Origin of the sequence: Acinetobacter sp. WCHA45 (genome assembly GCF_002165255.2) — a bacterium.
GTDB lineage: Bacteria > Pseudomonadota > Gammaproteobacteria > Pseudomonadales > Moraxellaceae > Acinetobacter.
Window position 1 is genome coordinate 1,038,223 of record NZ_CP028561.1, and the last position, 13,523, is coordinate 1,051,745.

A 13,523-nucleotide genomic window follows, 5' to 3' on the forward strand; every position below is an offset into this window, starting at 1 on the left:
ATGGATACCAAGGTTTTATATGTTGTCGCTGTTTTGATTGCTGCTTTAAGTGGTGGCTATTATTATTACAGCGGCAAAGCAAAAAAGTTGGATGTTGATTCAGCGAAAAATATGACTTATTCAGCGCAGGGTGTTCACTTAACACAGACTGATGAGCAGGGTAATTTATACATTCGGGCTGAGGTGAAACAGTTGCAGCAAAATATGCAGCAGAAAACATCCCAACTTGATCAATTAAATGCCGTGATGTACAAGCAGGGTAAGGCTGATGCAACGTTTTATGCAAAACAAGCACAAGCCTATGACGATAATACAAAGATCATATTACAAGGCAATGTCGTTGCAACTAAATTGTCTGATCAGGGGAAAATGGAGTTTCATACTAATGAACTCACAGGATATCCAAAAACCAGAGAATTAGAGACACAACACTCAGTCACTGTACAAACGCCAAGTTCTGAGTTTGTTAGTCAAGGTCTAAAGGCAAATTTGAATAATGGTCAATATGAATTCTACAAAATTCGAGGAAAGTATGCGCCAAGCTTTTAATTCTAAATTTCGTTTCACTTTCCTAAAACAGGTCACTTGTATTGCCGCTGTAGTATTTTCTTCGGCTTCAAGTTTTGCTTTGCCATCAGACCGTAGCCAACAGTTATCATTGGTTGCTGATCGTGCAACCTATAATGATAAAACGGGTGTAACAACTTATACGGGTAACGTAGTGATCGAGCAAGGCACGATGAAGCTTCAGGCTGATTCTATTATTGCGACATTGAATAGCAAAAAAGAAATACAAACGATTACAGCTAAAGGTCAGTTGGCAAAATTTCAGCAGCAAATAGATGCTAAAAAAGGTTTAGCGCGTGGTGAAGCGCAGACCATTGTTTATAATGCCGATACAGGAATTATTACTTTAACTGGTAAGGCGTATCTATATCAAGATGGCTCTAGTATTCGTGGTAACAGTCTGAAATATAGTATGAACAAAGGTGATGTAGAGGCACAAGGTTCTTCATCAAATCGAGTTCAAATTATTATTCCGCCATCAAGTTCTAAAAGTTCTCCAGGGGCGCGTGATTAATGGATCAATCAGTACAGCAATCACAAACTTTATGTATTAAACACCTAGCTAAAAACTATAGTAAACGGTGGGTGGTAAAAGACGTTTCATTTACGATGCAAAGCGGTCAAATTGTCGGTTTACTTGGACCAAATGGTGCAGGTAAAACCACAAGTTTCTATATGGTTGTCGGACTTGTTCGGATGGATAAGGGTGAAATCCATTTAGATAATTTAGATTTATCTGATCTAGCGATGCATGAGCGGGCACGTAAAGGTATTGGATACTTACCACAGGAAGCATCAATTTTTAGAAAGCTCACAATTTCCGAAAATATCATGGCAATTTTGGAAACGCGTAAAGATCTAAATAAACAGCAAAGACAGCAACGTTTAACTGAATTATTGAATGATTTTAAAATTAATCATATTAAAGACTCGTTAGGAATGAGTGTATCTGGTGGTGAACGTCGTCGTGCTGAAATTGCTCGTGCGTTGGCAGCTGATCCCAAATTTATGCTATTAGATGAACCATTTGCAGGCGTCGATCCAATTTCTGTAGGTGATATTAAAGATATTATCCAGACATTAAAGAGTCGAGGAATTGGTGTTTTAATCACTGATCATAATGTACGAGAAACCTTAGCAATTTGTGAAAAAGCTTATATTGTCAGTGAAGGTTCTGTGATAGCAGAAGGAACTCCGCAAGAAATTTTAGATAATGAGCAAGTACGTAAAGTGTATCTAGGTGATGACTTTGTTGTTTGAGCCAAATTCAATCAAGAGATGAGAGAACCATTTATTGGTTCTTTTTTTATCTAAAATTATTATGAATAATAAATAGATACGTGATTAATGTATTTAAAACTAAAAGGTTTCAATTATTAGATGATTGATTTTTAATTAATTTTTACTTTTATTTTATGCTGTTGTTTGCGCATTATTACGAAACTATTTTACAAAAAAAACAAACACTTGAGTGTGTTCGAATTAGCTGAAAGAGCATAGTTTTTTGTTGGAAAAAGTGAGTAGAATGATTGTGCTTTTAAACGATAATAATATGAAAAGAATATGAGCATAAAGACAGATATATAATCGTCAATAGTAGAACATGTAAAATATATGGAGATATTAAGTGGCTATTTTCTATAGTACTTTTATCGGTACCGATTACGCATGCTGAGACACCCCGTGAACGGTACCATACTTTAAAAAAACCTCGCTTAAAGTGAGGTTTTTTATTGTCTTGTGAAAAGTTATACTCTCTTTTTGGTTTGTATTTATGTTTTATGCCTTTCACTATCGCGAATACAGTTACTTTTGAAGAAGACATTAAAAAAAGTCGTTTCCAAGCGATTGCCGCAGTTGTTGAAAATGAACAACAGGTCAAGGCCTTTTTAGAGCAGACTAAAGATACATCAACCACCCATCAATGCTGGGCATGGAAAATTGGGCATCATGTCCGGTTTAATGACGATGGCGAACCTTCAGGCACCGCAGGTCGCCCCATTCTTGCCACCATTGAAGGTAATGATTTAACCAATATCATTGTATTAGTCAATCGTTGGTATGGTGGTGTTAAGCTCGGTACAGGTGGTTTGGTCAGAGCGTATGGTGGATGTGCAGGTCAGTGTTTATTACTCGCTGAAAAAATTGAATTGATTGAGAAAAAACAGATTCAATTTGCCTGTTTATTTAATGAATGGGCAATTATCCAATATGAATTGATCCAACAACAGATTGAATATCAAGAACGTTACACTGAAACAGGTGTTCTTATTGAAGCACGATTACAAGTACATCAAATTGAGCCTTTAAGGCATAAGCTCCAAGATGTGACACGTGGACGTGAATCGCTTAAGGTGATAGAGGAACAAGAAGATGACAACTGATCCTTTATTAAAGTATCGAGAACAACATAAGCATCGTTTGAATTATATGCCTTGGTTGTACTGGTCACTTAAGCCTAAACATCGAGAATGGGTCGAAGCATGGCAAGCTGAATATCAAGCTTATTTGATGGAAATGGAAACAATAGAGATTGGCAAAAATTGTTTTATTTCTCCTTTAGCGCATATTTTTGCAGAGCGTGGGCGAAAGATTAGCATTGGTGACAATACCTTTATTGCAGCAGATTGTACTTTACATGGACCTTTAGAGATTGGTAACGAAGTCGCGATTAATCATCATTGTATTTTAGATGGTGGACGTGCAGGCATTAAGCTGCATGATCAGGTTCGAATAGCCGCTTATAGTCATTTATATGCGTTTGATCATGGCATGGATTTAGACCGACCAATATACCAACAAGCTGTTAGCTCCAAAGGAATTGAGATTGGGCGAGATGTATGGTTAGGGGCTCATGTTGGTATAAAAGATGGCGTGAAAATTGGACATCATGCGGTTGTGGGGATGAATAGTATGGTCACTAAAAATATAGAAGATTTTGCAATTGTGGCAGGTAATCCAGCTAGATTGATTCGTTATCGTACTGAATAAAATCAATTAAAAGCTCATGAGATTCTATACATAAATTTAACCCACCATACTTTGATCTGTGATAAGTTAAAAATAAGTAGAAGACCTAAGGTATATACCTAAAGAGAGGCGAAAATGAACCGTGTGATTGCATGTATCGATTCTTCACCCTGTATTGATGCTGTTGCTGAAGCAGCCGCATGGGTGGCGAAGCAAACGCAAAGAGAATTAGTACTGTTGCAAATCCTAGACTATTATCCAGCAAGCTATCATTTAGGTGAAATCAGCGGTGTCATTGGTTTTGAAAGTAATGCCATGCTGCTCAAGGAGCTGGCCGAGCTTGAGCAAAAGCAAAGTGAACTCGCACTCGACTACAGTAATAACTTACTGAAACATATTTCTGAGCTGATCGAAAAACAATATGATTTAACCAGTACCAAGATTCAGGAAAAAGGCGATTTTCTTGAACAGAGCTTTAATATTTTAAAAGAGAATGATGTTGTGATTATTGGGCGTGTGGGTGAACGGGCGGCCGAGAAGAATAAGCCAATTGGCAGTAACGTGGAAAACTTTATTCGTGGTGCAAACTGTACAGTGATTACAGTGGGAGAGCATTTTGAACCACCGAAACGTTTTATTTTCGCTTATGAGTATTCACCGACCTGTCAAAAAATGCTGCAACGTATAGCCCAAAGTGATTTATTGAAAAAGTTACAATGTCATTTGCTTTATGTCGGTGATCATCCAGAAATGCTGGCAGAGCCAGAAAAATATTTAAAAGATGCGGGTTTAGATGTTATACCCATTTATCGATACGGAGATGTTGCCCAAAATATTCTTGAATATCAACGAGAACATGATATTCAACTCATTGTTTTAGGTGCTTTCAGCCACAGTAAAATCCATCAATTCTTTTTGGGTAGCATTACCACCACCATTTTCCGTAATGCCAATGTACCTTTGCTTGTGGCTAAGTAATTCATTTTTATAAGAGGGTTTATTACACTTCAACCATGCTTGCGTTATAGGCTAAAATGACTCAAACAAGGCATGAAACGCAGGCAATGGCGAGACCCTTGTCAAGTTTCATAACGAAGTTTGTGGATATTTTAGCCATAACCCTATGGGACAGGAGCATTTTTTGTCGTTACTGTGTTATGTCTTGTTCATTTAGAATGACTAAATTTCACAATACATGCCTTGTTCCGCCTAAAAAATGCTCGCTGTCGCAAGCATCTGTGAAGTGTTAATAGACCCTCTACTAGTTATCCGCAATTACTGTGGATAACTATATGGAAAAGCATTGTAGATAAATATAATCTATTGATATTGAATAAATAATTTTTTTAGATTGTTTTTTGATCTCTATTTTACGATTGCAATTGCAAAACCATCATGCCCTTTAGATCCTACTGTTTGTAGAGCAGTGCAAGAGAGCAGTTGAGGATGATCTTTTAATGCTGAGAATGCTTCACGAATCCCTTCAATACTAGGCTTCTTATTATTCTCATCTAAGATCGCACCTGCACGAATGACGTTATCAAGTACAATAATCGTACCTGAGTGAGAAAGCTTTAAGCTTAATTCAAAGTATTCACGATAACTTTGTTTATCGGCATCAATAAAAATTAGATCAAAGGGTTCACTGCCTTCAGCAATGAGTTGCTTCATAATATCTGCACCACGACCTTTCTTGAGCTCGATATTGGTTGGCATCTTGGCAAAATCGATATTTTCCTGAGCAATAATGACGTGAGTATCTCGACCTTCTACCGTGAGTAGATAGCCATCTTCAGGTAATGCTTTTGCAAGCCAAATAGTACTGTAGGCACCAAAAGTTCCCAGTTCCAGTACCCGTTTGCATTGGTTCATCTGAATCAACATTTGCAAAAACATGCCTTGATTAGGCGCAACAGCCAAATGATTAGAAAACCCCTGAGTATCGGTGTTGTCTAATGCGTGTTGAAGTCTTGGGTCTGTGGGAATTAAATGTGAATTGATATAGTCATCAATGTCGGTCCACATCTGTTGCATAATCAAGTTTACCTATGAATCTTTTAGCTGCATTTTAAACATTTATGCTTAGAGTGCAATTTGATTACTGAATTAATCACTGCCATTCAAATAAAAAAGAGACCGTTTAGATCTCTTATCGATTTAAATTATCGTTTATTAGAAGTTACACATTGAACTATTTCGGGTGAGGTCAGGCCCCCAAGTTCGATAACCCTGTGTGTCAATATGGATTTGCCCTGAGCTGTACAAGCCTATTCCAAGATTTAAACTCTGCCCATGCTGGATCCAAAATTGGCATAGTTTAAATTTAGTCTGTTCAATATATGCATAGTCTTGCGGTTGTGGAACCTCAGGCCCGATACGGAAGTCGATTGCTGAATTGAACAAATGCTTAGAAGAACCCGCACCACCTGCACATTGATTTAAAGGTAGATCGCGGTAAACAGAAGTGACTTCGAAATCAGTTAAAATCTTAGCAGCGATTAAATATTTAAAGACCCGTAAGGTTGAAAGTGAATTATTCCATAGCTCACGATTTGGTACCATATATTCTGAGCGACCACATTTTTGCCAATCTCTAGCGGTACGTAATAATTCAAAACTTGGAATAATGTGTGCAACATTATTACGATTTAAAAACTGCTCGTATTCGCGGACGCGCGCGTAATTTTCACCTTGATTGAGCCATTGGCGATAAGAGTTTGGTTCAACTTTATTTGGAATTGGGCGAGTAAAAGTAACTTGTTCTTGAGGAATGTAAATTCTTTTATCTTGATTTTGATTCACTTTAGTGGCTGAACTGACACAACCGACCATCATCACAGGGATGATACAAAATGATAAGAGACCCTGTAATTTATTTCGCATCATAAAAAAGCAGTTCACAATCTATAAGTGATAGATGAATTATTTTAATGCAAAATAACGCACAAATAATGGTGCAATTGCAAAGAAATGTGTGATTTGAGTATAAAAAAAGACCAGTTAATACTGGTCTTTTCTATGATTATTTTTCTAAATATTGCAATTTATTTGGCTTGCCATTCCATTCTTCACGATCAGCAGGTTGTTCACCAATTTGAGTGATGTTATTACCTGCCCATTTTTCAGAGAGTTCAGCATTCAGCTCAATAAAAGCTTCTTGACCTTCAGGTAGCTCATCTTCAGAGAAAATCGCATTTGCTGGACATTCAGGTTCACACAATGCACAGTCAATACATTCGTCTGGATTGATGACAAGAAAGTTTGGACCTTCATAGAAGCAATCTACAGGGCAAACTTCAACACAGTCTTGATATTTACATTTAATACAGTTTTCGGTGACAACAAAGGTCATGGCGGCAGCTACCTAAAAAATATGGTTTTCATTTTGCATAGTGTATTTTAGGCAAAAAATACCGATAGAAACAATTCCTTTTATTGATATTTATTATTCGTATCAATGAAATGGGCTTATTTATATGACTTTTATTGATAATAAGTCTCAATAACTTAATGAATTGTCGAATTTCTCCTTGCATTACATGATGCAAAATGAGCGCACAAATATAATTGAGATCTTACAACTAGAGAAATCAGCTCTGACCTAGGGCCAAAGCTGATGATTTAATCTTAATTTTCGAGTGCTTGGCTAGATTTGAATAAGGCTTTGAGCTGATAAAGCTGTTCAAGTGCTTGACGTGGTGTTAGATCATCCACATCAATTTTATCTAACAATTCAAGCGCAGGGGATTGAGCTTCCACTTCAACAATTTTCTCAACAACTTGAGTTTCAATTTCATGCTCAAGTGAACTGAATAAATCATTTTGAACTGTATTTTGCAAATGTTGATGCTGTTGCTTTTCCAGAATTTTCAAACGTTTCTGTGCTTCTTTAATTACACTTGCTGGAATACCTGCCAGTTTTGCAACTTGTAAGCCGTGGCTTTGGCTTGCAGGACCGTGTTGTACTTTGTGCAATAAAATTAAATTACCATTCAGTTCTTGTGCTGTCACATGATAATTATCAATACCAACTTCACCACCCAGTTCGGTTAACTCAAAGTAGTGTGTTGCAAACAGACATAGACATTTCACACGCTTCGTCAAATCAAGTACACATGCCCAAGCTAAAGAGAGGCCATCATAAGTACTCGTACCACGACCAACTTCATCCATCAAAACCAAAGATTGACTTGTAGCATGATGTAAAATCTGTGAGGTTTCAGTCATTTCCACCATAAAAGTAGATTTACCTGTCGACAAATCATCCGCAGAACCGATACGGGTAAAGATACGATCAATTGAACCCAGTTTTGCCGATTTTGCAGGAACGAAACTACCACAGTAAGCAAGTAAACTGATTAATGCGGTCTGACGCATAAATGTCGATTTACCGCCCATATTTGGACCAGTGATAATCGCCATACGGTGTTGTGGGTCTAGAGTCGTATCATTCGGTGTAAATGGTGCTTTATTTAAAGCTTCAACCACAGGATGACGACCAGCTTGAATTTTGATGCTGGTTTCAGCCGTAAATTCAGGTCTTGTCCAATTATTTAATCTGGCTTGATGTGCAAAATTTGCCAGTACATCAATATGCGCAATTGCTGCGCTCATCATTTGTAGTTGAGCAATATTTTGGCGAAGCTCATCTAATAAGGATTCAAACAAAAGCTTTTCACGGGCAAGCGCGCGTGATTCACTTGAAAGGACTTTATCTTCAAAGCTCTTGAGCTCTGGAGTGATATAACGTTCCGCATTTTTTAAGGTTTGACGGCGAATATAATCGGCAGGTGCCTGCTCGGCCTGAACGCGTGTCAACTCAATATAGTAACCACTGACACGATTATAACCAATTTTAAGTGTATTGATTCCAGTACGTTGGCGTTCTTTAATTTCTAAATCAATTAAAAATTGCCCTGCATGATCGCGAATTTTACGTAATTCATCCAGTTCATCATCATAACCTTCAGCAATCACATTACCATCGCGTAATAATACTGGCGGATTTTCAACAATTGCCGCCATTAAATGTTGATGTAGACTTTTGAAATCACCTAATTGATTATCCAACTGATTTAATAATTGAGATTGTTGGTTTTTTAGCACAGGTGCTAAAGCATGCCGTAAAAATGGAATTTGTGCACATGCTTGACGCAGTTGAACTAAATCGCGTGGACGTGCACTGCCCAAAGCAACACGACTCAATACACGTTCGATATCACCAATTTCTTTGAGCACTAAACGTACAGGAGATTCATGGTAGCCTTTTAATAATTGCTCTGAGGCATCTAAGCGAGCATCTAATATGGCAGTATCACGAATCGGTTGCATAAGCGTTCGACTGAGTAAACGGCCACCCATTGCGGTTTGGCAGTCATTAATCAGTTGGAATAAAGATGTGCCATGTTCAAATAACGGATCAATAATTTCTAAATTACGCCGTGTAATTGGATCAAGTGCAATAAAGTCAGTGCTTTGCTCAATTTGAATAGAACGAATATGTGGTAAAGCCGTTTTTTGTGTTTCTTTGGCATAATGAATTAATGCTGCGGCTGCGGCTTTTGCCAAAGGGAGTGGATCTAGACCAAAGCCTGATAAAGTTGAAACTGAGAATTGGTCACACAAAGTTTTTTGTGCATTATTTAAATTAAAATCAACATTTGGACGTTTAGTAATTGGGCAGTCTAAATTCTTTTTAATTTGTTCAATAATATTTTGATCGATCAGATCTTCATCAATGAGAATCTCGCTAGGCATTAAACGAGCTAGCTCAATCGCCAATTGTTCTGGCTTATAATTTTGTTGTTGAACTTTAAAAATACCCGCACTCAAATCAAGTAATGCAAACCCAATTTGATTTTGTTGAATACATAAAGCAACCAGATTTGAAGACTGATAACTGCTAAGTAATGCATCATCAGTCAAAGTACCTGGTGTTATAATACGAACTACTTTACGTTCCATAGGTGCTTTACCGCGAGAACCTGCGTTCTCGCCTTCACCAACTTGCTCACAAATTGCAACTGTGCGACCAGATTTAACTAAGCGGGCAAGGTAGCCTTCGGCTGAATGATAAGGCACACCAGCCATTGGAATCGGTTGCCCACTCGCTTTACCGCGATGAGTCAGCGTAATGCCGAGTAGTTTGGCTGCTAAATGCGCATCTTCAAAGAATAGTTCATAAAAGTCACCCATACGATAGAACAGCAATGCATGTTGATAGTCTGTTTTGACTTTGAGATATTGCTGCATCATTGGGGTGTGGGAAGATAAGTCAGCCATGATTTCAGCACTGTTCATGCGTATTAAGTCCTTAAATTTTTGAATAAATTAAAATATAGAAAGTCTAATTGTCTAACTGATAGGGAGTCAACAGGAACTCATCTAAGGAAAAGTACAGCTTTTATATCTAAGAATTGAGCCAATAGTGAGTGAAATCTTATTTTAAACCCAGAACAGCAGTTTTAATAAAAAAATGAAATTTGAAAAATGTCATAGTTTGTTATTTGATAGAAATTAATTAGAGTAGAATAATTGTTGACTAGCGTACTGGTCTTTAAAAAAGATCGAGGATTCTCGTAATTTTAAAAGACAGCAGCATGAAACAAGAAGAACATTATATGTTGATATCGTTGAAAAATTAGGAGATAGACGGGTAGATATTATTATAAGAAAAGATATTGTGGAACTTGTTAAAAGTATTGTTGATGATGGGGTGCAAGTTCAAGCTAGAAGAAATCTATCATAAAAGTATATTAATGATTGTGCTATCTGGATTGAATCACAAATAATTCCCCAAAAGAGAGTTTTTTAAATCTCTTTATTATGTTGAAAATTAAATATTAACAACAAAAGAATAAGCTTTTTGATTCAGATTGCTATCTATTAGAATTGCATCAAACGACATGTTTTCTAATAATGATTTGAGATTGTGATGCATTTTCAATGATTCTGAAGAAAGATTAATAAGAATAATTCGATTAACTGGATCGATTATAAATTCAATAGTTTCAGGATTTTTGTTGGTTAAAACTAAGCGATTTTCATGAAGTAGTTCTGTAATTTGTTCACTAAGTTGATTAATTTTAATTTCTTCTTCACTTGATGATGTGGTTTTAGAAACATGAATTTGAGCAGAATAACGTTCAAAATCCTTTGGTGTGTCAATAATTTCAACTTTGTAAAAACTAAATGAGTCAGTTTCTAATTTTAAAGAAGATAATTGGTTCTTTTCTAAGAAGTCAGTTTCCATCGGTTTGATATTTGACTGATAAAGATTTGATACGTCTTTTGCTTCTTTTATAGCTTTTTTTGCTCTATTTTGTGCATCCAAGAGCGGGTCATAAGTATGCTCAATTTTTGATGAATTTACATGCTCATCGATACTAAAGAACTCTGGTACTTGATTTTCTGTTGATGCATTTACTTGTGCTGTACTATCAAATATTGTTTCGCTGATTGGTTGAGGTTGAGGTTGAGGTTGAGGTTGAGGTTGAGGTTGAGGTTGAGGTTGAGGTTGAGGTTGAGGTTGAGGTTGAGGTTGATCGATTGTTGCTGTTGTTTGCGAATCTTTTGAAGACAAAAACATTGCATCTTTATGATTTACACTTGATGCCGAAACTAACGTAATCTTTATATTTGAATTTATATGATCGTTTTTTTTAACTGCAAAATTTAAAAGTAGGATTACAATAAAAACATGCATCATAATGCTAAAGAGAAATGCGATATGTGAAATATTGAGTTTATTTTGAGACAACATATTTTTCTCCTCAGCATTTATCGCTCAGGTCAGAATAAATAGCGGAAGGTCATTCTGAGGTTTCTGCCCTCAGTAGGATGGATATGCCTATCATAAATTCCTTCACGTTCTGAAGAGTTAGGTGAGCATGTAGGCTCACTGAGATCTTGACGAGTGCATGATGCATAGTAGTATTCGATATCATTTGTTTTTTGATCGAATACATTAAAGAGTTCAACTTGTGCTAGAAAGTTTTTATTAAATTGATAGCTTCCTTGTAAGTTAACTAAAGTTGATGAATCGGAACGAACTGAGTTATCCTCAATCAAAGGGCGAGAACCAAAGTAACGCAAACGTCCTCCAAAATTAATTTGGTCATTCAGTTTATAAGTAAATCCAGCAGCTATGGTCTTTTCTATTGCCCCAGGAATATGATTTCCTTCCGAATTTTCATTTTTAAATCTTGCTTTTGACCAAGCCAGATCTAGATCGATAATCCAAGCATCTGTTGGTTGATAGAATTGTGAAATTTCGATACCTTGTCTTTTACTTGGTCTACTTGCTTCTGTCGTACCAGCATCGCCAATAAATACCAGTTCTGAATCTGAATCAAGTTGCCATAGAGCTATTGTTGAGGTGAGCTCAGGTATAAGTTTTGCTCTTAATCCCAGTTCTGAATTTATTGTTCTTACCAATGGAGAAACGGGGAGAGTTGCTTTTAAATAGTTACTATCACGAGAATCAATGTTTAGGTGCGTTGTAGTTCCTCTAGCATCATTGCTATGAAAGCCATATGCATAATTAATGTAATATTCAGTATTCTCCCACGGACCTAAAATTATGCTCATTTTAGGGCTGAAAATATGATCAGTTTTATGACCACTATTTTCTTCTTTATCAGAATTTACAACAAAAGAATAAAAATCACCGCGAACGCCTAAAATGGTTTTTAACCAAGGTTGCCATGTTGTTTGATTTTGTCCCCATATTCCAATAGACCATTGATTAACATCATCATTTCTTATCGTGTTGAAACGTTGTCGATCTTGTGTCTGATAAAGACCTAAGTTGTTAATATAATCATACCTAAGAGATGATCCAAATGAGTTTAAAAGCTCTTTGCTTGACCATTCACTTAATGAACCTTTTTGAAATTTAAATCCAAGTGTCGTTCGCTCTTCAGCTTGCTCAAATTGGTCTCCATGGATTGGATCATTTAAAAAATAACTAAAGTCAGAAAATAGATTCAGTTTGTTATATACGGCATAAGAGGAGATTGTTGAGTATTTCGTTTTCTCATAATTTTTAGCATTATACCAAATAGCAGTCCGAGCAGACTTACCACCATCACTCTTGTTTAAACTATCGAAGCGATTAAGTTCACCGCTTTCAATCAGCCGCTCTGGAATTTGATCAGTAGCATCCCATCGTGCTTGATAATGTTGAAAGCTGATGGATTGATTTTTATTATGATCACCAGTGAAATATTTTAAGAATACATTTTGTTTTGAAAGATTTTCAGGGTTAACCCAAGGTCCGTCACTGTTGATATTCTCAACTGCACCGATTAATTCCCCATCATTAAGAACTAAGTTTCCAACGCCTAAAAATCTAAGTAAGTTGTGATTACCTAACGTTATTTGTGCGTAAGGATTATCTAGAGAATGGATACTCGAAATTTTTGCTGTACCTGCTGATGCAAAATCACCATCATCAATCGATACTGCTCCTTTGTGATATTGAATTGATTCAATCAGTTCGGGGATTAGAAAATTTAAGTCTGTGTAACCTTGACCGTGGGCATGACTCACCATGTTAATGGGTTGTTCATCAAATGATGTTGCAAAGTCAGTTCCATGATCTAAGTTAAAACCTCTCAGAAAGTATTGATTTGCCTTACCACTACCACTGTGTTGAGTCACAATGACACCAGGGATCGTTTCTAAAACTTCTGCAGGACGTGATAAAGGTCGAGTTTCAATTTGTTCTTTCGATATTGTTCCTTGGGACGAAGTAAGTGCGACCCCAAAAGTACTATCTAAATTTGATGATGCTGTTATTTTAATTGTAGGAAGTGTTGTTGTAAGTTCACCTCCCGCATGAGTAAGCTGACCTAAATAGAAATGACTGCTTCCTATCAACAAGCAATACAAAATTCTTTTTTTCATTTTTATTCCATTAACTTTATAAATTTTCTTGATTCTCGCAAACATGAAATCATTATTCATTTCATGTTTTCAGTTAT

12 protein-coding genes are annotated in these 13,523 nt (G+C 36.5%); 6 read left to right on the forward strand and 6 right to left on the reverse strand.

Annotated elements, in window-relative coordinates; translation table 11 throughout:
- The 6 genes from lptC (at position 1) to CDG55_RS06315 (ending at position 4,515) form a co-directional block, all read left to right on the forward strand.
- Positions 1 to 549 carry an LPS export ABC transporter periplasmic protein LptC gene (gene lptC, locus CDG55_RS06290; RefSeq protein ID WP_087537128.1) on the forward strand — a complete coding sequence of 183 codons (549 nt, stop codon included), beginning with the start codon at positions 1 to 3 and terminating at the stop codon, positions 547 to 549.
- On the forward strand, positions 533 to 1,081 hold the full coding sequence (gene lptA, locus CDG55_RS06295; protein ID WP_005157541.1) for a lipopolysaccharide transport periplasmic protein LptA: 549 nt from the start codon (positions 533 to 535) through the stop codon (positions 1,079 to 1,081). Before lptC ends, lptA begins: the two co-directional genes overlap by 17 nt.
- Positions 1,081 to 1,827: an LPS export ABC transporter ATP-binding protein gene (lptB, locus tag CDG55_RS06300; RefSeq protein ID WP_004663024.1), complete on the forward strand. Its 747-nt coding sequence runs from the start codon at positions 1,081 to 1,083 to the stop codon at positions 1,825 to 1,827. The genes lptA and lptB overlap by 1 nt, the downstream gene beginning before the upstream one ends.
- Positions 1,828 to 2,348: 521 nt before the next feature.
- Entirely contained in the window at positions 2,349 to 2,951 is a 603-nt protein-coding gene (locus tag CDG55_RS06305; RefSeq protein ID WP_087537129.1) for an IMPACT family protein, read from the forward strand.
- A complete protein-coding gene (locus CDG55_RS06310; protein ID WP_087537130.1) occupies positions 2,941 to 3,558 on the forward strand; it encodes an acyltransferase in 618 nt (205 codons plus the stop codon). The genes CDG55_RS06305 and CDG55_RS06310 overlap by 11 nt, the downstream gene beginning before the upstream one ends.
- Positions 3,559 to 3,672: 114 nt before the next feature.
- Positions 3,673 to 4,515, forward strand: a complete 843-nt coding sequence (locus CDG55_RS06315) for a universal stress protein (protein ID WP_087537131.1) — start codon at positions 3,673 to 3,675, stop codon at positions 4,513 to 4,515.
- Positions 4,516 to 4,902: 387 nt separating this feature from the next.
- Here the strand turns inward: CDG55_RS06315 and CDG55_RS06320 are convergent, their stop codons facing one another.
- The 6 genes from CDG55_RS06320 to CDG55_RS06345 form a co-directional block, all read right to left on the reverse strand.
- Positions 4,903 to 5,571 carry an O-methyltransferase gene (locus CDG55_RS06320; RefSeq protein WP_005157533.1) on the reverse strand — a complete coding sequence of 223 codons (669 nt, stop codon included), beginning with the start codon at positions 5,569 to 5,571 and terminating at the stop codon, positions 4,903 to 4,905.
- Positions 5,572 to 5,709: 138 nt separating this feature from the next.
- Entirely contained in the window at positions 5,710 to 6,423 is a 714-nt protein-coding gene (locus tag CDG55_RS06325) for a D-Ala-D-Ala carboxypeptidase family metallohydrolase (RefSeq protein ID WP_087537132.1), read from the reverse strand.
- A gap of 136 nt (positions 6,424 to 6,559) precedes the next feature.
- Positions 6,560 to 6,889, reverse strand: coding sequence for a ferredoxin FdxA (gene fdxA, locus CDG55_RS06330; protein ID WP_004663008.1), 330 nt, complete (start codon positions 6,887 to 6,889; stop codon positions 6,560 to 6,562).
- A 275-nt stretch (positions 6,890 to 7,164) separates the two neighbouring features.
- Positions 7,165 to 9,837 (reverse strand): DNA mismatch repair protein MutS, encoded by a 2,673-nt coding sequence (gene mutS / locus CDG55_RS06335; RefSeq protein ID WP_087537133.1) that lies wholly within the window; start codon positions 9,835 to 9,837, stop codon positions 7,165 to 7,167.
- Between the two features lie 535 nt (positions 9,838 to 10,372).
- Positions 10,373 to 11,299, reverse strand: a complete 927-nt coding sequence (locus tag CDG55_RS15250) for a hypothetical protein (protein ID WP_162620821.1) — start codon at positions 11,297 to 11,299, stop codon at positions 10,373 to 10,375.
- Positions 11,300 to 11,328: 29 nt separating this feature from the next.
- Positions 11,329 to 13,446, reverse strand: coding sequence for a TonB-dependent receptor (locus CDG55_RS06345; protein ID WP_087537135.1), 2,118 nt, complete (start codon positions 13,444 to 13,446; stop codon positions 11,329 to 11,331).
- Positions 13,447 to 13,523 lie beyond the last annotated feature (77 nt).

What these genes read in the sequence shown, in the direction of transcription:
- CDG55_RS06305 (WP_087537129.1), top strand. Translation starts at nt 2,349, where the DNA reads ATGCCTTTCACTATCGCGAATACAGTTACTTTTGAAGAAGACATTAAA.
- mutS (WP_087537133.1), bottom strand. Translation starts at nt 9,837, where the DNA reads ATGAACAGTGCTGAAATCATGGCTGACTTATCTTCCCACACCCCAATG.
- lptC (WP_087537128.1), top strand. Translation starts at nt 1, where the DNA reads ATGGATACCAAGGTTTTATATGTTGTCGCTGTTTTGATTGCTGCTTTA.
- CDG55_RS06315 (WP_087537131.1), top strand. Translation starts at nt 3,673, where the DNA reads ATGAACCGTGTGATTGCATGTATCGATTCTTCACCCTGTATTGATGCT.
- CDG55_RS06310 (WP_087537130.1), top strand. Translation starts at nt 2,941, where the DNA reads ATGACAACTGATCCTTTATTAAAGTATCGAGAACAACATAAGCATCGT.
- lptA (WP_005157541.1), top strand. Translation starts at nt 533, where the DNA reads ATGCGCCAAGCTTTTAATTCTAAATTTCGTTTCACTTTCCTAAAACAG.
- fdxA (WP_004663008.1), bottom strand. Translation starts at nt 6,889, where the DNA reads ATGACCTTTGTTGTCACCGAAAACTGTATTAAATGTAAATATCAAGAC.
- lptB (WP_004663024.1), top strand. Translation starts at nt 1,081, where the DNA reads ATGGATCAATCAGTACAGCAATCACAAACTTTATGTATTAAACACCTA.
- CDG55_RS15250 (WP_162620821.1), bottom strand. Translation starts at nt 11,299, where the DNA reads ATGTTGTCTCAAAATAAACTCAATATTTCACATATCGCATTTCTCTTT.
- CDG55_RS06345 (WP_087537135.1), bottom strand. Translation starts at nt 13,446, where the DNA reads ATGAAAAAAAGAATTTTGTATTGCTTGTTGATAGGAAGCAGTCATTTC.
- CDG55_RS06320 (WP_005157533.1), bottom strand. Translation starts at nt 5,571, where the DNA reads ATGCAACAGATGTGGACCGACATTGATGACTATATCAATTCACATTTA.
- CDG55_RS06325 (WP_087537132.1), bottom strand. Translation starts at nt 6,423, where the DNA reads ATGATGCGAAATAAATTACAGGGTCTCTTATCATTTTGTATCATCCCT.